Origin of the sequence: Sphingomonas sp. CFBP 13603 (assembly GCF_014892665.1) — a bacterium.
Classification (GTDB): Bacteria; Pseudomonadota; Alphaproteobacteria; order Sphingomonadales; family Sphingomonadaceae; genus Sphingomonas.
In genome coordinates this window covers 175,279-196,131 of sequence record NZ_JADBIA010000003.1, presented here as the reverse complement: position 1 = coordinate 196,131, position 20,853 = coordinate 175,279, and the positions used below count along the sequence as shown (strand labels likewise).

The following is a 20,853-nucleotide window of genomic DNA, read 5'->3' as shown; positions in this document are numbered from 1 at the left end:
CTTACTCGAGATCATGGGCGCTTCGAGGGCGTCCCAAAAGTCAGATCGAATAAAGCCCGAACTCCAGCGGCGTCTGGCCGCGAGCTCGGGCTAACCGCGTGCGGCGAGTTGACCGGCGTGGTCGTGGAAACGTTTATGTGTCGCAGGAGCGTACATGAGAGTTACATCGTGGACCCGCGGTGTAATGTCAACGACCGTCGATCTATTCAAAACCGAGTCTTGGCCTAGTGCAGCGGAACACGAGTTTGATCGTGTAGGCCGTTCCCCTCTGGCGCTCGTCTTGAACGAACGTGATGGCGGACCGCGTCGGGTCAGCGGGTTGGATAAACCTAGCCCGTTTGCTTCCACGCATCCTGATCGATCCGATCGTTTCATCTTCTGTCGATTGCTGTGAAACGAGGCGCCTTCGGTCTCCGCATCATCGCCAAGGCCTCTCCCGAAGATGACAAAAACGTTAGATTGATAGTGACTCGCAAAAGCGACTCTTCTAGAGGGCTCCCGTCAACGGGGGTTCAGTATGAGTTTGTCGAGTATATTGCTGGCGAGTGCGGCACTGGTCGGGGCACCTTTGCCGGCATCGGCGGAAGAGCCGAAGACCGCGGAAGCCGCCAGCGGATCGGACGACGCGCAGAAGTCCGACGAGATCATGGTCATCGGCAAGAGCTATGGTCGCGCGGTCGGCAAGACCGTAACGCCGCTGAAGGACACCCCGAACACCATCACCGTGATCGATCGCGAGCAGATCGAGGCGCAGAATTTGTTCACGCTGGAGGACGCGCTGACCGCGACCAACGGCATCACCGTCAACGGCGTCGGCAGCGAGGACCCGTCGTTCTTCTCGCGCGGGTTCGCGATCACCAATTACCTGATCGACGGCGTCCCGAGCTTTGCGTTCAACTTCCCGTCCGCCGTGCCGGACCTGTTCTTCTACGACCGGCTGGAGGTGCTGCGTGGCCCGGCAGGCCTGTTCAGCGGATCGGGCAATCCGGCGGGCAGCATCAACATGGTGCGAAAGCGACCGCTCGACGCGTTCAGGATGCAGGCGAGCGCCGGTGCCGGGAGCTACGACAATCTACGCTTCGAACTCGACGTCTCGACGCCGATCGGATCGAAGGCGGGGCTCCGCGTCGGTGCGATGGCGCAGGACCAGGACCAGTTCTTCGCCACCGCGCACCGCAACCGCATCGGCGGGTTCGCGGTCGGTTCGCTCGAGATCGGCGACCGCACCACGCTGACGGTCGGCGGCTATTACGACCGCTTCCGTCCGGCAGTGCAGTCGGGACTGCCCGGCATCATCGGCGGCGCGGACGGCAGCGACGGCAAGTTGCTCGACGTCAAGCGATCGACCTATCTCGGGGCCGACTGGAACCGGTTCAACGCCGAGACCTGGACCGGGTTCGCCGAACTCGCGCACAAGATCAGCGACCGCTGGACGTTGCGCGCGACCGGGCTGTTCACCGACGTCGATCGCGTCGACATCTACAGCTATATCGGCAACCAGCCGGTCACCGCGACCAACGGCTCGACCAGCCACATCGCCTATCGCGGCGACAGCAAGCAGCAGACCCGTTCGTTCGACTTCAACGGCATCGGCAGCTTCCCGCTGTTCGGTCGCGACCAGACGCTGATCCTCGGCACCGATTACCAGGCGAGTTCGGGCACGTCGTATTTCACGCGGCTGTCCAATTATGCGCGGATCGACGTGTATGATCCGGTGTCGCCGTTCGAGCCGCCGCTGAATCCGTACGGCGCGTCGCCCTATTATCCGGTGCAGGGGACGGGGGCGACCTGTCCCAGTTCCAGCACGGCGATCACGCCCGCGCCCGCCAATTGCGCGCTGCAGGTCTATGGCGGTTCCTCGACCGACGTCGAGCAATACGGCATCTACGGGCAGATGCGGCTGAGCCCGCTCGCTGGCCTGACGCTGATCGGTGGCGGCCGCGTGACGTGGTGGGATACCACGACGACCACGCTCCTGACCCCGACCGGCGTTCTGCCGCCGTCGACGCGCTACGGGATCGACAACCGCTTCACGCCCTATGCCGGGATCGTCTGGGACGTGACGTCGCAGCTCAATCTCTATGCGAGCTATGCCGACAGCTTCACGCCGCAGGCGGCACCGGTCGGCCGGGCACGCCCCGACGGGCAGCAGATCGAGCCGCTGGTCGGTGCGCAATATGAGGCGGGGACGAAGCTCTCGCTGATGAACGATCGCCTGCTGCTGTCGGCGGCGGCGTATCAGATCACGCAGACCAACCGGTTGTTCAACGATCCCGACATCCAGACCGTCGTGCTGCAGACCGGCAAGGTCCGCTCGCGCGGTATCGAAGCCGAGGCGACCGGCGAGATCCTGCCCGGCTGGCGGATCAATGGCGGCTACACCTACACCAAGACCAAGTATCTGGAGGACCAGACCACCGCGTTCGAGGGGCTGCCACTGGTGCCGATCGTTCCGAAGCATATGATCAAGGCGTTCACTAACTACGCGCCGGTCGACGGGCCGCTGGCCGGCGCGAGCCTTGGCGGCAGCGTGACGTGGTTCAGCTCGACCTTCGGCGGCAACGCGGCGGTATTCAACGCCGACGGCACGCTGCGGACCCGGTCCACCATCGTCCGCCAGCCGAGCTATGCGGTGCTCGACCTGCGCGCAGGCTACAAGTTCAACGAGCGGGTGGGTGTCTCGGTCAACGTCGCGAACGTACTCGACAAGAGCTATTACGCGCGCATCGCCGCCACCGGTCGCGGCAATTACTATGGCAGCCCGCGCACCGCGTTCGCGACGCTTCGGTATACATTCGAATGACGGCGGGCGACGCGCATGCCCGCGCGCGCTGGGCGCGACGTGGCGACATCGCGCTGCGCGTCGTCGCCGCGGTACCACTCGGCTATGCGACCGCGAGCCTCTGGGCGATGGCAATCGCGCGACTGCTGCCCGGTGATCGTGCCGAGGCGAGCGTCACCGCGTCGCTGATCGCGCTCGCCTTGTGCGCGCTCGCGGCGATGTGGGCGTTCGCGGCGCGCAGTGGCTGGCGGGCGATCTGGACGCTGGCCATCGCCGCCGGGATCGCCGCGGCGATCGCATGGGTCTCGATCGACGCGACGGGGCGGTTATGAGCAAGGGCTTTCGACAGTCGCAGGCGTTCCTGCATACGTGGTCCGGGCTGCTGCTCGGCTGGATCCTGTTCCTCGTGTTCGTCGCAGGCACGATCGCGTTCTGGCGCGAGGGTCTCAACCGCTGGATGCGGCCGGAGATCGCGCGCGTCGAACAGCCGATGCGCGTGCTGGCCGGGTCGCAGGCATTCCTCACCGGCAAGGCGCCCGACGCCAAGAGCTGGATCATCCCGGTAGCGACCGAACGATCGCCCGGCGCGCAGGTCTTCTGGGTACCGCAACCCAAGCCCGGCGAAGAGCGTGGCAGGCGGGGCCGGCGAGGGCGCGGCGACACGCAGGCGCTGATCGGCGCCGATGGACAGGTCGCGCAGGCGCGCGAGACGCGGGGCGGGGAGTTCTTCTACCGGTTCCACTTCGATCTCCATTACATGCCGGTGATCTGGGCACGGTGGCTAGTCGGGTTCGCGACCATGATGATGCTGGTCGCGATCGTCAGCGGGATCGTCACGCACAAGAAGATCTTCAAGGATTTCTTCACGTTGCGCCGTGCCAAGGGCCAGCGCTCCTGGCTCGACGGGCATAACGCGACTGCGGTGCTGGCGCTGCCGTTCCACCTGATGATCACCTATACCGGGCTGGTCACGTTGATGACGCTGCTGATGCCGTGGGCGGTCGTCGCCAATTATACCGATCAGAATACCGTGTTCGCCGCGCTGTTCCCGACCGCCAATGTGGTCGAGCGGACCGGCCGTCCCGCGCCGTTGATCGACCTGCGACGGATCGCCACCGACGCCGAACGCCGGCTTGGTGCGCCCGCCAGTTTCATCGAGGTCAGCGATCCCGGCGACGCCGCCGCACGGATCACGATCAGCCAGAGCGCCAATTCGATGCTGTCGTCGCGGACGCCGCGGCTGACCTATGACGGCGTGACCGGGCGCCTCGTCTGGCGTTCGCCGCCACCGGGCGCCGCCGCCGAGACCGCGGGCGCGATGGTCGGGCTCCACGCCGGACGGTTCGCAGGCAACGGCGGGCGCTGGCTGTATTTCCTGTGCGGGATCGCCGGCACGCTGATGGTCGCCAGCGGCCTCGTGCTGTGGACGGTCAAGCGTCGCGAGCGCCTGCCCGACCCGACCCGGCCGCATTTCGGGTTCCGCCTCGTCGAGCGGCTCAACGTCGCGGTGATCGGCGGCTTCCCGCTCGCGCTCGCGTGCTTCTTCTGGGCCAACCGCCTGCTGCCGGTAACATTGGGCGCGCGCGCGGACTGGGAGATCCACGTATTGTTCATCGCCTGGGCTGTCGCCGCGGTGACGGCGTTCGTCGTCAGGCCGGCGCGTGTGTGGCCGGCGCTGTTCGCGACGACCGGCGTGCTGCTTGTCGCGTTGCCGGTGTACGACGTCGTCGCGACCGATCGCGGGCTGTTCGCGTCGCTGGCGATCGGCGACCTGATGATCGCGGGCATCGACGCGACGATCGCGGTGTTCGGGGTTGCGTTCCTCCTGCTCGCCCGCCGCGTCGCGCGCTATCGCCCGACTGCGAAACGCGCTCGCAAGGTCAAGGCCGCGACCACCGCCAAGGTTCTGGAGCCCGCCGAATGAGCGTCCTGTCGCTTCTGTTCGCGACCGCCGCGTTCGTCCTGCTCGGTCTCGCCACCGATGCGCATCATCGCCGCCGGTTCGGCGCGTGTCCGGACGCGCGGCGACGCCGAATGCTGCGGACCGGCGGCTGGTTGGCGCTCGTCGCGAGCACCGTGCCCGCGATCCTAGCTCGAGGCTGGATCTTCGGGCCGATACTCTACGTGGGCGCGATCATGGCCGGCGCCGGGATCGCCTTCCTCACGCTCAATTTCATCCCCGCCCGTGCCGACCCCCGGCCCTCCGTCAAAGGACTCTAGCCTATGCGTACCCTGTTCGCAGCGCTCATCCTCTGCCTGCCTGCAACCGCGCAGGCTCACGAGATCTGGATCGAACGCGACGGCACCGGCCCCGCGCGCGTCTATCTGGGCGAGCCGGGCGAACCGATGCCGCCCGGCGGCGATCCCGAGTTCGCCAAGCTGAAGGCGCCGCGGATACTCGCGCAGCCAGGCGCGGTCCTGACGCGGCGTACCGGGTTCCTCGAGACGAACCTGCCGGCCGGCGACGTCCGCGCGTGGGACGATACGGTGTTCGCACCCTGGGGGCCGGACGGGAAGAAGGAGGGCGTGGTCTATTACGCGCGCGCCGGTCGTGCCGAGGCGAAGGCCAGGCTGCCGTTCGAGGTCGCGCCGGTCACCGCGAACGGGTCGCGCTTCGTGCTGACGCGCGACGGCAAGCCGGTGCCCGGCGCCACCGTCGCGCTGTACGCGCCCGATCGTTCGAAGACCGACATGACGACCGATAAAGCCGGCACCATAGAGACGGGCAAGAGTGACGAGACGGGCAAGCCGGATGTCGCCAAGCCGGGACGCTATCTCCTGGTTGCCAGCAAGAAGGAGGACGGCCCGATTTCGCTGCCCGGCGGCGTCGCGCAGGCCGTGTACCGGATCACGACGACGACGTACGTCGTACGGTAGGGCTCCGGGTGCCGGATCGATTGGCGATTGACGGCCGATCCGGCGTCACCGAAGCCGCGATCGGAATGCGGCAAGCTGGTTTTGCCGATCGAGCGTGAACGGAGTCGAGGCGTGGCCGTCAGATCATCGAAGGGAACACCGGCGAAGCCGTGGGACGGCGCGGTCGTCCGCACATGGCTGGAAAGCCGGGTGGTCGCCGCGCGGGGCGATCAGGTCGTGGCGGAGCGCGGTGGCCGAGAGCTTCAGGACGATTGCGACAAGGCAAGCGCCGAGGAGATGGTCTGCGCGATGATGAAGGCCGGAAAGACCGCCGATCTCCAGGCGTCGTTCTCGGACGCTCTGCTGCTGTTCCTCGACCGCGACGAGTATATCTGGCGCGGCGTGTATAACGACACGCGGTTCGACCGGCACGTGCGGTCCTATGCCAAGAAGCTGCTCAAGATGGCGAAGAGCAACGACGGCTTCGAAAACACCACGCATTACCAGTGATAATGCGCATCCGGAGACGGCGCGCTACGTTGCGGTGAACCGAAGCGCGACCTAAATGTCAGGGACTTAGCGCCAATCCATGGGAAGCCGGCCTTGACTGACATCACCGACCGCGTTTCCCCTGTCGTACCGAAGATGACGGCCGATGCCGAGCGGATCGCGGCCGAACTGATCGGCCAGGACGTCGGAACCGATCCGTTCGTCGCCGCGGTGCGGGCTACGCGCATGCCGATGATCATCACCAATCCGCGGCTGCCCGACAATCCGGTCGTGTTCGTGAACAACGCGTTCTGTCGCCTGAGCGGGTATGAGCGCGACGAGATACTCGGGCGTAACTGCCGCTTCCTGCAGGGGCCGGAAACCGACGAAGCGACCATCCAGCGCATCCGCGACGCGGTGAAGCGGGTCGAGCCGCTGGAGATCGACATCCAGAACCACCGCAAGGACGGTGAACTGTTCTGGAACCGTCTGCTGCTGGCGCCGGTCTACGATACCGAGGGCGTGCTGGCCTATTTCTTTGCCAGCCAGGTCGACGTGACGATCGAGCGGGAGCGGCTGCACGGCCTGGAGGTCAGCAACGCCTCGCTGATGGCCGAACTCACCGACCGGCTGCGGATGCAGGAGGAGCATGAGCGCGAACTGGCCTTCACGCTGAAGGCGGCACGGTTCGGTACGTGGAGCTTGGAAATCCCCACCAACCGCCTCACCGCGTCGGAGACTTGCAAGGAGATCTTCGGTCGCCCCGTGCACGAACCTTTCACCTACGAAGACCGGCTGGAAGCGATCCACCCGGACGACCGGCAGAAAAGCGTCGCCGAGGTGGAGCGCTGCATCGCGGAGGGGACCGATTACGGCGTCGTCTACCGCATCATCCGGCCGGACGGCGAGATGCGATGGATCGGCTCGCGCGGGCAGCCCTTCTACAATGCGCACCACGAGGCACTGCGCATCGCCGGCGTCTCGACCGACATCACCGACCAGCGGCGTGGCGACATGATGCGCGCCGCGCTCGTCGAGCTGTCCGACGTTTTCCGCGATACCGACGAGCCGGACGATATCTCGTTCGCGGCGGCGCGGATCATCGGCAATACGCTGGGCGTCAGCCGCGCGGGCTATGGCCAGGTCGATACGCAGGCCGAAACCATCACGATCGCGCGCGACTGGAATGCGCCCGGAATCACGTCGCTCGCTGGCGTGCTCAACTTCCGCGATTACGGATCGTACATCGAAGACCTCGCCCAGGGCCGCGACGTGGTGTTCGACGATGCGCGGATCGACCCCCGTACGATGGCGAACGCCGCCGCGCTCGAGGCGATCAGCGCCCGCGCCGTCATCAACATGCCGTTGACCGAGAACGGTGATCTCGTTGCCTTGTTGTACATCAATCACGAAGCGCAGCGTCACTGGCGCGAGGATGAGCTGGCGTTCATTCGCGACGTTGCCGAGCGCACGCGGATCGCGACCGAACGTCGCCGCGCGGAACAGGAGCTGGCCGCACTCGCTGCATCGCTCGAACAGCAGGTGACGGCGCGGACCAGCGAGCTTCAGAACGCCGAAGACGCGCTGCGCCAGTCGCAGAAGATGGAGGCGGTGGGCCAGCTCACCGGCGGCGTCGCGCATGATTTCAACAATCTGCTGACCGTCATCCGGTCGGCGACCGATCTGCTCAAGCGCCCGGATCTCAGCGATGATCGGCGCGCGCGCTATATCGAGGCGATTTCGGACACCGCCGATCGCGCGGCGAAACTGACCGGCCAGTTGCTCGCCTTCGCACGCCGGCAGGCGCTGAAGCCCGAGATCATCGACGTCGGCCAGAGCCTGCGCGTGATCTCGGACATGCTGGGCACGCTGACCGGATCGCGCATCGTGATCGGCATCGACGTGCCGGACGACGCGTGTTTCACCAACGTCGATCCGAGCCAGCTCGATACCGCGCTGGTGAACATGGCGGTCAACGCGCGCGATGCGATGGACGGGGCGGGGCGGATCGACGTCGCCGTGCGACACGCCGCGTTCATTCCGGCGGTCCGATCGCACCCGATGGTCCGTGGGCGGTTCGTCGCGATATCGATGACCGACACGGGATCGGGCATCGAGCCCGACAAGCTCGAACGCATCTTCGAACCGTTCTTCACCACCAAGGGCGTGGGGCAGGGGACCGGGCTCGGGCTGAGCCAGGTGTTCGGGTTCGCCAAGCAATCCGAGGGCGACATCACGGTCGAAAGCCAGGTCGGCGTCGGCACCACCTTCACGCTGTATCTCCCCGCAGTCGATCAGGGGGAGTCCACCGAAGCGGATGACGCTGTGGAGGATCTCGCCGACGGCCACGGCACCTGCGTCCTCGTCGTCGAGGACAATCGCGAAGTGGGCACGTTCACCACCCAGTCGCTCGCCGAACTCGGCTATGTGACGGTCTGGGCCGCCGACGCTCAGGAGGCGCTGGTCGAACTCGAGCGGGATGCATCGCGCTTCGACATCGTGTTTTCGGACGTCGTCATGCCGGGGATGAACGGCATCGAACTCGCCGAAGCGATCCGCGAGCGGTATCCCCGCCTGCCGGTGGTCCTGACATCGGGGTATAGCAACGTGCTCGCGCAGAACGGGACGCACGGCTTCGACCTGCTGCACAAGCCGTATTCGGTCGAGCAATTGTCGCGCGTGCTGCGCAGGGCGACGGGCTGAGGCTGAGCGGGCAGGCGGGGCGGGCAGGCGGGGCGGGCAGGCGGGGCGGGCAGGCGGGGCGGCGCATCATGCTTCATGGCTTGCTTACCAATCCGCGCTACTGAGTATCCCATGCTCCAGGACGCCGCGCTTTCCGATATGGCCGAGACCGACCCCGAGGCCGATCCACGTCCACGGTCGGCGGTCAGCCACGGTGCGGGCCTTTCCGGGTTGGCGGGCGTGCTGGCGTGGCTCGGGATCGCGCGCTGGTATGGGATGGACGGGCCGTATTCCGCGCTCATCAACGTGGTCGCGTGCGGACTGCCGATGGTGGCCTGGTCGCTGCTGGTCGACAAGGTCCACCGGAGCCCGAGCACCGGGATCGACTGGTCGACGGGCAAGCCGTGGCGCGAGACGCTCGACACCAGCCTGACCAAGCTCGCGGGGTTGTGGGCGACCTGGGCGGGGATCGCGGTCATTTACGGCGCCGGGCGGTTTTACTGGCAGGGCAATTTCGCGTTTGCGATGTGGTGCTTCACCAACGCCGCGCCGATCCTGTTCGTCGCCTCGATCCCCTACGTGCTGTGGATCGACCGGTATCTCGTCGCGCCGCGCGACGGCGCCTGGCATCTCGGCGCATGGCTGACCGGGCAGGCAGGCGTCGACCGCGAGGCGATCTATGGCCATTTGCGCGCATGGGGCGTGAAGACGTTCTTTCTCGCTTTCATGCTGGCGATCGTGCCACCGGGGTTCGGCGATTTCGTCCGTGGCGATCTGCGCGCGGTGCTGCACGATCCGGTGTCGCTGTCGAACTGGCTGGTGACGCTGATGTTCCTGATCGACGTGGCGTTCGCGACGATCGGCTATCTGCTGACCTTCCGCCCGCTCGATTCGCACATCCGCAGCGCCAATCCCTACGCGGCGGCGTGGATGCCCGCGCTGATGTGCTATCCTCCGTTCATCCTGATGAACACCGGCGGTCCGCTCGATTACCATCCGGGCACGTCGGACTGGGCGTATTGGTTCCAGTGGCATCCGGTGCTGCTGGCGCTGATCGGGACGGTGCTGGTGGCGCTGACCGCGATCTATGCGTGGGCGACGATGGCGTTCGGCTTCCGCTTCTCGAACCTGACCAACCGCGGCATCCTGACGCACGGGCCATACGCGGTGTCGCGGCATCCGGCGTATCTGTCGAAGAACCTGTTCTGGTGGATCTCGACGATCCCGATCCTGACCGTCGGCAGCATGGTCGATGCGGCGCGCGCGACGCTGTTGTTGGCGGCGGTCAGCGGCGTGTATTACTGGCGCGCGAAGACCGAGGAGCGCCATCTGAAGCTCGATCCGGACTATCGGGCGTATTTCGACTGGATGACGCGCAACGGCGTGGTGCCGCGGTTGTTCGCGCGACTGCGCGGCTGATTCCCTCCCGCAAGCGGGAGGGGGAGCCGTCAGAAGCTGGCCTCGTCGTAGACCTTCGAAACGTCGCCGTTCCAGACGCCGTTGTAGCGTTCGAGCAGCACTTCGGCCGGCACCTTGCCGCTACGGACGATCTCGCGCAGCGGATCGAGGAAGCCGGTCTCGTTGTCGCCCGCCCGATTGAACCGCGCCCGCGCCGACAACCCGGCACCGGCGATGTCGAGCACTTCGCCGGCGATATCGCGCAGCTTTCCGCCACCGGCGATCGGCGCGTTCAGCCCCAGCTTCGGCACCGCGTCACGCAGAGCCTGACGCTCGTCGATCGTCCAGTCCTTGACCAGGTCCCACGCCGCATCGAGCGCACCCTGATCGTACAGCAACCCGACCCACAGCGCCGGCAGCGCGCAGATCCTGTTCCACGGCCCGCCATCGGCGCCGCGCATCTCGAGGAATGTCTTCAACCGCACCTCGGGGAACGCGGTCGACAGATGATCGGTCCAGTCGTCGAGCGTCGGCTTCTCGCCCGGCAGCACCGACAATTCGCCCTTCAGGAAGTCGCGGAAAGACAACCCGGCGGCATCGATATACTTGCCCTCGCGGTAGACGAAGTACATCGGCACATCGAGCGCGTACTCGGCATAGCGCTCGTAGCCGAAACCATCCTCGAACACGAACGGCAGCATGCCGGTGCGGTGCGGATCGGTGTCGGACCAGATATGGCTGCGATACGACAGCATGCCGTTCGGCTTGCCCTCGGTGAACGGCGAGTTCGCGAACAGCGCGGTCGCGAGCGGCTGAAGCGCGAGTCCGACGCGGAATTTCTTCACCATGTCCGCCTCGGACGCGTAATCCAGGTTCACCTGGATCGTGCAGGTCCGCAGCATCATGTCGAGCCCCATGCTGCCGACGCGCGGCATGTGCCGCAGCATGATCGCATAGCGCCCCTTGGGCATCGTTGGCAGTTCCGCACGCGTCTTGTCCGGCCACATGCCGAGCCCGAGAAAGCCGATCCCGAGCTTCTCGCCCGCCGCTTTCACCTGCTCCAGATGACGCCCGGTCTCGGCGCAAGTCTCGTGCAGCGAATCGAGCGGCGCGCCCGACAGCTCGAACTGGCCCGCAGGCTCAAGGCTGATGCTGCCGTCGGGGCCCGACATGGCGATGGCGTTTCCGCCCTCCATGACCGGCTTCCAGCCATATTGCTCCAGATCGCCAAGCAACGCGCGGATGCCGCTCGGCTCGTCATAGGACGGGGCGTGGTGATCGCCGTTCGCATAAACGAACTTCTCGTGCTCGGTGCCGATCCGCCATGCGTTCTTCGGCTTCTCGCCGCCTGCGAAGCTGGCGATCAACTGGTCGCGCGACTCGATCGTCGGGCTGGTCTTTTTCGGAGCGGGAATCGTCGTCATCGCCGCGCCTTACGCGTCGATGAACGAGGGTGCTAGAGGGGATTCGGACCAATCGGTACCGATGTCATACACCCGCCCGATCGGCGCCCCAATCGCCAGCCGCAGCCATCCACAAGGCAACCGCCGCCCCCGCCGCGGTTTCGGCTCGCAGGATGCGCGGCCCCAGCCCGATGCCGACCGCGTTCGGATGCGCACGGATCGCCTCCCGCTCGTCCGCATCGAAGCCGCCCTCGGGCCCAATCAGGATCGCCGCCGGGCCGGGGCGCCCCCGTATCGCATCCAGCGCAGGCACGCCGCCGGTTTCATCGGCAAAGAACAGCGCGCGGTCCTCGGGCCAGTCGCGCAGCAACGCGGCGAGCTTCACCGGCTCGGCCACCTCGGGCAGCGCGGTGCGCCCGCATTGCTCGGCCGCCTCGATCATCTGCGTCCGCAGACGTTCGGTGTTGGGCTTGTCGACGATCGTCCGCCGCGTGACCACCGGCACCAGCCGCGCGACGCCCAGCTCGCACGCCTTCTCCGCCATCCAGTCGACCCGCCCCTTCTTGAGCGGCGCGGCGCACAGCCACAGATCGGGCACGTCCTCGCGCGGCCGCAGCATTTCGGTCACGTCGAGCACCAGGTCGCGCTTGCCGACGCTCGCCGCGACGCCGAGCCATTCCCCGGTCCGATCATCGAACAACTTCACCGGATCGCCGATCTTCATCCGCATCACCCCGACGAGATAATGCGCCGCCGGCCCATCGACGTGGAGCGGACCGGCCGCGAGCGGCGTATCGACGAACAGGCGCGGCGTGGACTGCGGCGGCCAGGCGGGGGTTGCAGGCATGCACCGCCTCTAGCAAATCCTCCCGCAGACGGGGAGGGGTGGCGGCATCCGGATGCTAAGCCGTCTCGTCGTCGGCCAGAGCGGCGGCGAGCCATGTCGGGATCACCGCATCGCCAAGAGCTTCGACGCGGCGATGCTCGATCATCAGGCCAAGCTCCGGGTAGGTCGTACGCGTACGGTTGCTCGGCTCGGTGAAGGGGGCCACGACCAGGCGGCGGTTGACCTTCGACCGGTGATGCATCCGCGCGGTGTTTTCCTGGCCGACGTAACACCCCTTGGTGAAACTGACGCCGTTCAGTTCGCGAGCGTTGCATTCGAGCCAGAGCGTTTCGCCGGCGCCGAGATCCGCGATGCCTTCGGGCACCCCGAGTGACAGGCGGTGCGCGTGCCACCCGGTCGCGGGCGCTGCTTCCGGGGCGATCCAGCGATGGCCGAGGTCGGCAAGGCGAGGGTCTGGCACACCTTGGGAGCCGCCGAGCGACCAATGAACCTTCAGTGCATCCGGCTGGAACGTGATCGCGCGGCGCAGGCGGTAGAGCGATAGGCGTTTCGTCAGCGCTTCGGCCTGCGTAGCCTCGACGTCGATCAGCACGTCGTCGCCGTCCGCCCACAAGATGAAGTCGAACAGCGCCTTGCCCTGCGGCGACAGCAATGCCGCCCACGCCGGAGTGGCGGGGGTCAGCAACGTGGTGTCGGCGGTGACCAGCCCTTGCAGGAAGCCCCGCACGTCTTCGCCCGCGATGCGGATCACGCTGCGATCGGCGAGCATCGTTCCAGGAGTGTCCATGATCACCACCTAGTGCGCCTGGCGCGATTTCCAAGCAGGCGACGTCTGGCATCCGGCGGCGCGCGCCGATAGTAAGGCCGCATGACCGAGCGCCTCACGATCCGCCGCCCCGATGACTGGCACGTCCACCTGCGCGATGGCGCGATGCTGGAGGCGGTAGCGAGCCATACCGCGCGGCAGTTCGCACGCGCGATCATCATGCCGAACCTGACCCCGCCCGTGACCTCGATCGAGGCCGCGAAGGCCTATCGCGAGCGGATCATGGCGGCCCTGGGGGAGGGTGCGAACTTCACGCCGTTGATGACGTGTTACCTCACCGACGGGACCGATCCGGCGGAGATCGCGCGCGGCCATGCCGAGGGCGTCTTCACCGCGTGCAAGCTGTACCCCGCGCATGCGACGACCAATTCGGCGCACGGCGTCACCGATATCCGCGCGCTGACCGGCGTGCTGGAGACGTTGCAGCGGATCGGCATACCGCTGCTGATCCACGGCGAGGTGACCGACAAGTCGATCGATATCTTCGACCGCGAGGCGGTGTTCGTCGAGCGCGTGCTGACGCCGCTGGTGCGCGACTATCCCGGCCTGAAGATCGTGCTGGAGCATATCACGACCGCCGAAGCGGCGGCGTTCGTGACCGAGGCGGATCATCCGATCGCCGCGACGATCACGCCGCAGCACCTGCTGATCAACCGCAACGCGCTGTTCGACGGGGGGCTTCGTCCGCACGCCTATTGCCTGCCGGTGCTGAAGCGCGAGACGCACCGACTGGCCGTGCGCCGCGCCGCTGTGTCGGGATCGCCGCGGTTCTTTCTCGGGACCGACAGCGCGCCGCATGTGGTGGGCGCCAAGGAATCCGGCTGCGGATGCGCGGGCATCTTCAACGCACCGTTCGCGCTGGAAGCGTATCTGCGCGTATTCGACGAGGAAGGTGCGCTCGACAAGTTCGAGGGGTTCGCCTCCGAGCACGGCGCGCGCTTCTACGGGTTGCCGCTGAACGAAGGCACCGTGACGCTGGTGCGCGGCGATGCCGAGGTACCCGCGTCGGTCGGCGCGGGGGATACGGCGGTGGTGCCGTTTCTCGCGGGGACCAATGTCGGGTGGCGGTTCGAGGGGTAGGGGCGTTCCCGAATATTCGTCAGGCTGACGAAACCTTCAGCCGGTCGAGCCACAGCCGCGCCTCCTTCTGCTCGCCGACCGCGCTGGCGCTGACCGGACCGCGCGCGGCGAAGAAGTCGCGGTGGAGTGCGAAGGGTTCCAGCATCAGGCGGTCGCGCATCGAATCGATGTCGCCGCCCATCTCGGTGAGCGCGTCGATCGTAGGGGCGATCGCGGCGCGGACGCGGCGGTCCGGGGTGCGGTCGAACAGGCCCAGCGAACCGGACGCGGTCTTTTCGAGCGCCGCGATCAGCGTTTCGCGATATTCGGTTTCCAGGTCCTCGCGCTGGGCGTCGAGGCGGGCGAGACGGTCGGGTTTTGCCATTTTTCAGGCGTAGCGTTTGGGGTGGGGGCGTCAACTTGTGCGCGTGGCTTTGGCTTTGCGCCACGAGGGACTTCGGTGTCTGGGCGCGCGCCGTGGGCGAAGCCCACGTCGTCGGACGGGCTGAAGCTCGCCGGCCGGGCTTGCGCGAGTCAGGCGGGCGTAGCCGCCTGCCGCGCTGCGCTTAGAACGGCAGCCACCTCGATTTGTGCGTGATGTTCATATACCCGACGTTCACTCCCGCACGCCAGCCGACGCCGAGACGGATCGGGATCAGGACGACGTTGCCGCGGCGGAGATAGGTCGCGGCGAAACCGCCGACGAGATACAGCCGGCCTTCTACGGCCGGGAAGCGCTTGTAGAGTTCTTCGGTGTCGTAGAGATTGTAGACCAGCACGAAGACCTTGTTCGCGTCGCCGCCGACGTCGAAGCCGACCGATGGCCCCGTCCAATAGACCGGCTGCTGGCCCTCGACCTTGTGGCTCATAATTCCCGAGCCGTAGCGGACGCCGAGGATGAACGCCCCGGACGCCTCGCGACCGGCGATATAGGCGTTGGGCTGGCCCTGATCCTTCAGGATGTTCTCGAGGATGCCGCCAAGCCCTGCTGCGCCCTTGCCGAACACGCCTTCGCCCGCGGCGAGCAGGTCGTCGCGTTCATAGGTGTCGGCGGCCTGCATCGTCGCCTCGGCACGCGTTTCGGGACGCTGGGCGTTCGTCGCGGGTGGTGGCGCCGGTGTCGGCGTCGGCGTCGGTTCGGCCGGAACGTCCTGATCGGCAGGCCGCGACGGCTGCGTCGTTGTTTGCGGAACCGACTGGCCGGCGCGATATTGCGAAGGCTGCGCGGAAAGGTCGCCGTCGATCGCCTGGTTGGGATCGATCGTGCGGACCTGCGCCGCCGCGATACCCGGCGCACCGCCGCACAAGGTGGCTGCAAGGACGCCAAGGCCAAGCCAGAAGCTACGCATGATCAACTATTCCCCAGAACGCGAATGCGCCCGCTGCGGCTAGGTAACCAAGATGCGCCTTGCCGCGCAATGAACGAACCACCGGCCCGTGTCGATTTCGCGTCGGAATAGCGCATTACAGCCGTTGCCCCGCCGCCCGACCCTCGCTATAGCCCCGCATCTGCTGCAGCCGGAGACGTGGGTGAGTGGCTGAAACCAGCGGTTTGCTAAACCGCCGTACCGGGTTTACTGGTACCGAGGGTTCGAATCCCTCCGTCTCCGCCAATTTTCGTTAGAGTGATATTTCCTTTAACCGCATGCGGTAACCCTTCGCGGGCATGCAGCGCAGCCTCATCTTGTAACGGGAGCCCCCTTGCACGGGCGCTTCCGAACGCCGCTGTTGCCGAGCGCGTCGATTTTTGACGTGGGCAACCTGCAAGCGGGGTTTCGTCCACCATGCTCCGCTCACTTCGGATGGACGACGGGGGGCATCGTCTCATACTGTGATGTCGACCGTGGCTACGGTACGGCTGGCTTGCCGTCGTGACCGGCTGGCGAGTCAGGGGTTGAAGGATGCCGAGGACGATGGACGTTTCCGCCAAGTTTGCCGCGCCGGTCGAGGGTCGCGCGCCGTACGTCGTCGCCGATTCCGCCTGAGCATCTCGGCATGAACCCGTTGACCGTCGATCGCCCGGATGAACACGCCCGCGCTCGTCCCGATTGCCACCAGGCGATCAGCATCCTCGACCTGTTCACGATCGGGATCGGGCCGTCGAGTTCGCATACCGTCGGGCCAATGCGCGCGGCGTGGCTGTTCGCGGATATGGTCGCGGACGAGAAGCCGGTGGCGGTGCGCGTCGACTTGTATGGTTCGCTGGCGCTGACCGGGCGGGGGCATGCGACCGACAGTGCGGTGATGTTGGGCCTGAGCGGCGCGCAGCCGGAGACGATCGATCCGGACCTGATCCCGGTGCGGTTGGCAGCGATCCGGTCTAGCGGGCGGCTGATGCTGGCCGAGCGGGTAGAAATCGGGTTCGAGGAGAGCCAGCATCTGCTGTTCCATGCGCAGACGTTTTTGCCGGGGCATCCCAATGCGGTGACGTTCACCGCGTCGTTCGGTGACGGGCGCAGCGTCGAGCGGACGTATTTCTCGATCGGTGGCGGCGCGATCGTCGAGGCGGGGTCGGGGCCGGTCAAGGCGAACATCCTGTTGCCGCGACCGTTCTCGTCGGGAGCGGAACTGCTCGCGACCGGGGACGCGACGGGGATGACGATCGCCGACATCGTCCGCGAGAACGAGATCGCGTGGCGGCCGGAGAGCGAGACCGATGCGTTCCTCGATGCCGTCCGCGCGGCCATGTTCGCGTCGATCGATCGCGGGTGTCGGCAGGGCGGCATCCTGCCGGGCGGGCTGAAGGTGCCGCGTCGCGCGAAGGCGCTGTTCGAGGGGTTGCAGGCGCGCGATACCGCGGCCGATCCGTCGGCGGTGTTCGAGTGGGTCAGCCTGTATGCGCTCGCGGTGAACGAGGAGAATGCGGCGGGTGGCCGGGTCGTGACCGCGCCGACCAATGGCGCGGCGGGCGTATTGCCGGCGGTGCTGCGCTTCTACGAGAATTTCACCAAGGACCCTACGCCGAAGGGTGCGCATGATTTCCTGCTGACCGCGGCGTCGATCGGGTTTCTCTACAAGAAGCGCGCGTCGATCTCGGCGGCGGAGATGGGGTGCCAGGGCGAGGTCGGCGTGGCATGCTCGATGGCGGCGGGCGCGCTCGTCGCGGCGCTCGGCGGGACCAATGCGCAGATCGAGAATGCGGCGGAGATCGGCATGGAGCATAATCTCGGCCTGACCTGCGATCCGATCGGCGGGCTGGTCCAGATCCCGTGCATCGAGCGCAACACGATGGGTGCGATCAAGGCGATCAACGCCGCGTATCTGGCGCTGCGGGGGGACGGTCGCCATATCGTCAGCCTCGATGCGGTGATCGAGACGATGCGCCAGACCGGTGAGGACATGCGCTCGCAATATAAGGAGACGTCGCTTGGTGGCCTGGCCGTCAACGTCGTCGAATGCTGAAGGATTATCCATGACTGCCCCGACGAACCCGCTTCTCGATACGCTGTCGCTGCCCCGTTTCGCCGAGCTGTCGCCCGACCAGATCGCGCCCGCGCTCGACGAGGCGATCGCGCGGCATGAGGCGATGGTCGAGGCGCTGACGACCGCGCGGCCGACGGATTTCGCGGGCGCGTGGCTGCCGTACGAGCGCGCGAATACCGAGATCGGCGCGATCTGGTCGGCGGTGTCGCACCTGCACGGTGTCGCGGACACGCCCGAACTGCGCGCGGCGTATTCGGAGGGGCAGAAGCGGCTCGTCGAGAACGACATGAAGGTCGGGCAGAACCGCGACCTGTACGAGGTGTTCGTGGCGCTGAGCGTGTCGCCCGAGTTTGCCGACCTACCCGTCGAAGATCGGGTCGCGGTCGAGCAGGCGATCCGCGACTTCACGCTGTCGGGTGTGGCGCTGGAGCCTGAGGCACGGGACCGGTTCAGCGAGATTTCGGTCGAGCTGTCGGGCCTGTCGAACGAGTTCGGCAGCGCGGTACTGGATGCGACCGATGCGTGGTCGGAACTGGTGACCGACGAGGCCGATCTCGCGGGGATTTCGGACGCGGACAAGGCGATGTTCGCGGATGCCGCCAAGGCGAAGGGGCAGGCGGGCTGGCTGGTCACGTTGCAACAGCCGAGCGTCAACGCGGTGCTGACCTTCGCCGAGAACCGCGACCTGCGCGCGCGCATGTACCGCGCGTTCGCGACGCGCGCGTCGGACCAGGGGCCGAACGCGGGCGAGTTCGACAACAGCGCGCGGATCGCGCGTATCCTCGAACTGCGGCATGAGGGGGCTAAGCTGCTCGGCTTCACCGATCCGGTCGCGTGGTCGCTCGAGACCAAGATGGCACCGAACGGCGCCGAAGTGATCGCGTTCCTGCGCGATCTGGCGCGGCGGGCGAAGCCGGCGGCTGAGCGTGACCTCGCCGAACTGAAGACGTTCGCCGCCGAGCAGCTAGGGATCGCCGATTTCGAGCCGTGGGATGCGGGCTTCGTGTCGAACCGGTTGCGGCAGGATCGCTATGCGGTCGACGCGCAGGTGGTGAAGGCGTATTTCCCGGTCGAGCGCGTGATGGAGGGCTGGCAGACGCTGATGCAGCGGCTGTTCGGCATCAAGCTCGTCGAGCGCGACGACGTGTCGCTGTATCATGACGATGCGCGGTTCTTCGACGTGGTGGACGAGAGCGGGACGGTGTTCGCCGGGCTGTATCTCGACCTGCACGCGCGGACCGGCAAGCGTGGCGGCGCGTGGATGGCGCAGGCGCGGCCGCGGTTGCACGACGGCAATACCGTGACGGTGCCCGTCGCGTACCTCGTCTGCAATTTCGCCCCGGATGGCGGCGAGACGCCGTCGCTGCTGAGCCACAACGACGTGACGACGTTGCTGCACGAGACCGGCCACTGCATCCACCTGCTCTTCACCAAGGTGAACCGCCCGAGCATCGCCGGCACCAACGGCTTCGAGTGGGACGCGATCGAGCTGCCGAGCCAGTTGATGGAGGATTTCGCCTGGGACAAGGACGTGCTGACCGGCATGTCGGGGCACTACAAGACCGGCGAGAAGCTGCCCGCCGACCTGTTCGAACGGATGGTGAAGGCGCGGCATTTTCAGGCGGGGATGTTCATCCTGCGCCAGGTCGAGTTCGCGCTGTTCGACTTGCTGCTGCATCTGGGCACGATGGGCAGCGACCCGATCGAGGTGATCGAGGCGGTGCGCGACGAGGTGGCGGTGATCCGCCCGCCCGCATGGCACCGCTTCCCGCACGCGTTCAGCCACATTTTCGCAGGCGGCTATGCGTCGGGCTATTACAGCTATCTCTATGCCGAACTGCTGGCCGCCGATGGCTTCGAGGCGTTTGCGGAAGCGGGCCTGGTCGATCGCAAGACCGGCGACCGGTTCCGCGAGGAAGTGCTCGCGCGTGGGGCCACGCGTCCGGCGGCGGAGAGCTTCCGCGCGTTCCGCGGGCGTGATCCCGAGCCGACCGCGATGCTGGTCCGTCACGGGCTGCAAGGGTGACGAAGCGCGTCGACCGGCGCTGGCTGTCGGAAGCGGTACGGCGGATCGAGGCGGACTATAACCGGTCCGCCGACACGCACCTCATTCGGGTGGATTTGCCGCGGTACCCCGGTATCGTCCTGTACCTCAAGGACGAGAGTTCGCACCCGACCGGCAGCCTCAAGCACCGGCTCGCGCGGTCGCTGTTCCTGTACGCGCTGTGCAACGAATGGATCGGGCCGGACACGACGGTGATCGAATCCTCGTCAGGATCGACTGCGGTGTCGGAGGCGTATTTCGCGAAAATGCTGGGGCTGCGCTTCATCGCGGTGGTTCCCGCGACGACCGCCAAGCCCAAGCTCGACGCGATCCGCTTTCACGGCGGCGAGATCCACATGGTCGACGATCCGCGTACCGTCTACGCGGTCTCGCACCGGCTCGCGGCGGAAACCGGCGGGCATTATCTCGACCAGTTCACCTACGCCGAGCGCGCGACCGACTGGCGCGGCAACAACAACATCGCCGAGAGCATCTTCGCGCAGATGGCCGAGGAGGAGCATCCGTGCCCGTCCTGGATCGTCTGCGGCGCGGGGACCGGCGGCACGTCGGCGACGATCGGGCGCTTCATCCGCTATTGCCGGCACGACACGAAACTCTGCGTCGCGGACCCGGTGCACTCGGTGTTCCACCGGCATTTCGAGGACCGATCGGTGGTCGCGTTGCCCGAGGGGTGCGCGTCGCGGATCGAGGGGATCGGACGGCCGCGCGTCGAGCCCAGTTTCGTGCCGAGCGTCATCGACCGGATGATCGCGGTCGAGGATGCCGACAGCATCGGTGCGATGCGCGCGCTGTCCGACCGGCTCGGCCGGCGCGTCGGCGGCTCCACCGGGACCAACCTCTGGGCCTGCGCGCAGATCGTCGAGGAGATGGCGGCGGCGGGCGAGACGGGCAGCATCGTCACGCTGTTGTGCGATGGCGGCGACCGCTATGGCTGCACCTATTACGATGACGCATGGCTCGACGATCGCGGGGTCGCATGGACCGATGCTGCGGCGCGGATGACGCAATTCCTGGGCTGAGTAA

At 66.7% G+C, this 20,853-nt stretch carries 17 protein-coding genes and 1 tRNA gene; 13 read left to right on the top strand and 5 right to left on the bottom strand.

Features of this window, described 5'->3' with window-relative positions; translation table 11 throughout:
• Positions 1 to 517: 517 nt before the first annotated feature.
• From IFR23_RS06360 to IFR23_RS06325, 8 genes are all read left to right on the top strand, one after another.
• Complete coding sequence (locus IFR23_RS06360) at positions 518 to 2,803, top strand: TonB-dependent siderophore receptor (RefSeq protein ID WP_197978319.1); 2,286 nt, start codon at positions 518 to 520, stop codon at positions 2,801 to 2,803.
• On the top strand, positions 2,800 to 3,114 hold the full coding sequence (locus tag IFR23_RS06355; RefSeq protein ID WP_192975162.1) for a hypothetical protein: 315 nt from the start codon (positions 2,800 to 2,802) through the stop codon (positions 3,112 to 3,114). Before IFR23_RS06360 ends, IFR23_RS06355 begins: the two co-directional genes overlap by 4 nt.
• Positions 3,111 to 4,706, top strand: a complete 1,596-nt coding sequence (locus tag IFR23_RS06350; RefSeq protein ID WP_192975161.1) for a PepSY-associated TM helix domain-containing protein — start codon at positions 3,111 to 3,113, stop codon at positions 4,704 to 4,706. Before IFR23_RS06355 ends, IFR23_RS06350 begins: the two co-directional genes overlap by 4 nt.
• Positions 4,703 to 5,002 carry a DUF3325 domain-containing protein gene (locus IFR23_RS06345; RefSeq protein WP_192975160.1) on the top strand — a complete coding sequence of 100 codons (300 nt, stop codon included), beginning with the start codon at positions 4,703 to 4,705 and terminating at the stop codon, positions 5,000 to 5,002. The genes IFR23_RS06350 and IFR23_RS06345 overlap by 4 nt, the downstream gene beginning before the upstream one ends.
• A gap of 3 nt (positions 5,003 to 5,005) precedes the next feature.
• The gene (locus IFR23_RS06340; RefSeq protein WP_192975159.1) at positions 5,006 to 5,659 is read left to right on the top strand and encodes a DUF4198 domain-containing protein; all 654 of its coding nucleotides are present in this window, start codon (positions 5,006 to 5,008) and stop codon (positions 5,657 to 5,659) included.
• Positions 5,660 to 5,770: 111 nt separating this feature from the next.
• On the top strand, positions 5,771 to 6,148 hold the full coding sequence (locus IFR23_RS06335; RefSeq protein WP_192975158.1) for a hypothetical protein: 378 nt from the start codon (positions 5,771 to 5,773) through the stop codon (positions 6,146 to 6,148).
• Between the two features lie 93 nt (positions 6,149 to 6,241).
• Positions 6,242 to 8,830: a PAS domain-containing protein gene (locus IFR23_RS06330; protein WP_244655490.1), complete on the top strand. Its 2,589-nt coding sequence runs from the start codon at positions 6,242 to 6,244 to the stop codon at positions 8,828 to 8,830.
• Positions 8,831 to 8,941: 111 nt separating this feature from the next.
• A complete protein-coding gene (locus IFR23_RS06325) occupies positions 8,942 to 10,228 on the top strand; it encodes a methyltransferase family protein (RefSeq protein ID WP_192975157.1) in 1,287 nt (428 codons plus the stop codon).
• A 29-nt stretch (positions 10,229 to 10,257) separates the two neighbouring features.
• On the opposite strand, the gene IFR23_RS06320 is transcribed toward IFR23_RS06325, so the two are convergent.
• From IFR23_RS06320 to ygfZ, 3 genes are all read right to left on the bottom strand, one after another.
• A complete protein-coding gene (locus tag IFR23_RS06320) occupies positions 10,258 to 11,631 on the bottom strand; it encodes a glutamate--cysteine ligase (protein WP_192975156.1) in 1,374 nt (457 codons plus the stop codon).
• Positions 11,632 to 11,695: 64 nt separating this feature from the next.
• Positions 11,696 to 12,457, bottom strand: a complete 762-nt coding sequence (locus tag IFR23_RS06315; protein WP_192975155.1) for a 16S rRNA (uracil(1498)-N(3))-methyltransferase — start codon at positions 12,455 to 12,457, stop codon at positions 11,696 to 11,698.
• Between the two features lie 55 nt (positions 12,458 to 12,512).
• Entirely contained in the window at positions 12,513 to 13,244 is a 732-nt protein-coding gene (gene ygfZ / locus IFR23_RS06310) for a CAF17-like 4Fe-4S cluster assembly/insertion protein YgfZ (protein WP_244655489.1), read from the bottom strand.
• An 81-nt stretch (positions 13,245 to 13,325) separates the two neighbouring features.
• Between ygfZ and pyrC the strand changes: the two genes are divergently transcribed.
• A complete protein-coding gene (gene pyrC, locus IFR23_RS06305) occupies positions 13,326 to 14,363 on the top strand; it encodes a dihydroorotase (RefSeq protein WP_192975154.1) in 1,038 nt (345 codons plus the stop codon).
• A 19-nt stretch (positions 14,364 to 14,382) separates the two neighbouring features.
• On the opposite strand, the gene IFR23_RS06300 is transcribed toward pyrC, so the two are convergent.
• On the bottom strand, positions 14,383 to 14,727 hold the full coding sequence (locus IFR23_RS06300; RefSeq protein WP_192975153.1) for a hypothetical protein: 345 nt from the start codon (positions 14,725 to 14,727) through the stop codon (positions 14,383 to 14,385).
• A gap of 181 nt (positions 14,728 to 14,908) precedes the next feature.
• A complete protein-coding gene (locus tag IFR23_RS06295; protein ID WP_192975152.1) occupies positions 14,909 to 15,691 on the bottom strand; it encodes a DUF1134 domain-containing protein in 783 nt (260 codons plus the stop codon).
• Between the two features lie 171 nt (positions 15,692 to 15,862).
• Here IFR23_RS06295 and IFR23_RS06290 point away from each other — a divergent pair.
• From IFR23_RS06290 to IFR23_RS06275, 4 genes are all read left to right on the top strand, one after another.
• Positions 15,863 to 15,955, top strand: a tRNA-Ser gene (locus tag IFR23_RS06290).
• Positions 15,956 to 16,337: 382 nt separating this feature from the next.
• Complete coding sequence (locus IFR23_RS06285) at positions 16,338 to 17,744, top strand: L-serine ammonia-lyase (protein WP_192975151.1); 1,407 nt, start codon at positions 16,338 to 16,340, stop codon at positions 17,742 to 17,744.
• A 10-nt stretch (positions 17,745 to 17,754) separates the two neighbouring features.
• The gene (locus tag IFR23_RS06280) at positions 17,755 to 19,791 is read left to right on the top strand and encodes a M3 family metallopeptidase (protein ID WP_192975150.1); all 2,037 of its coding nucleotides are present in this window, start codon (positions 17,755 to 17,757) and stop codon (positions 19,789 to 19,791) included.
• Positions 19,788 to 20,849, top strand: coding sequence for a pyridoxal-phosphate dependent enzyme (locus IFR23_RS06275; RefSeq protein WP_192975149.1), 1,062 nt, complete (start codon positions 19,788 to 19,790; stop codon positions 20,847 to 20,849). The genes IFR23_RS06280 and IFR23_RS06275 overlap by 4 nt, the downstream gene beginning before the upstream one ends.
• The last annotated feature ends 4 nt before the right edge of the window (positions 20,850 to 20,853 follow it).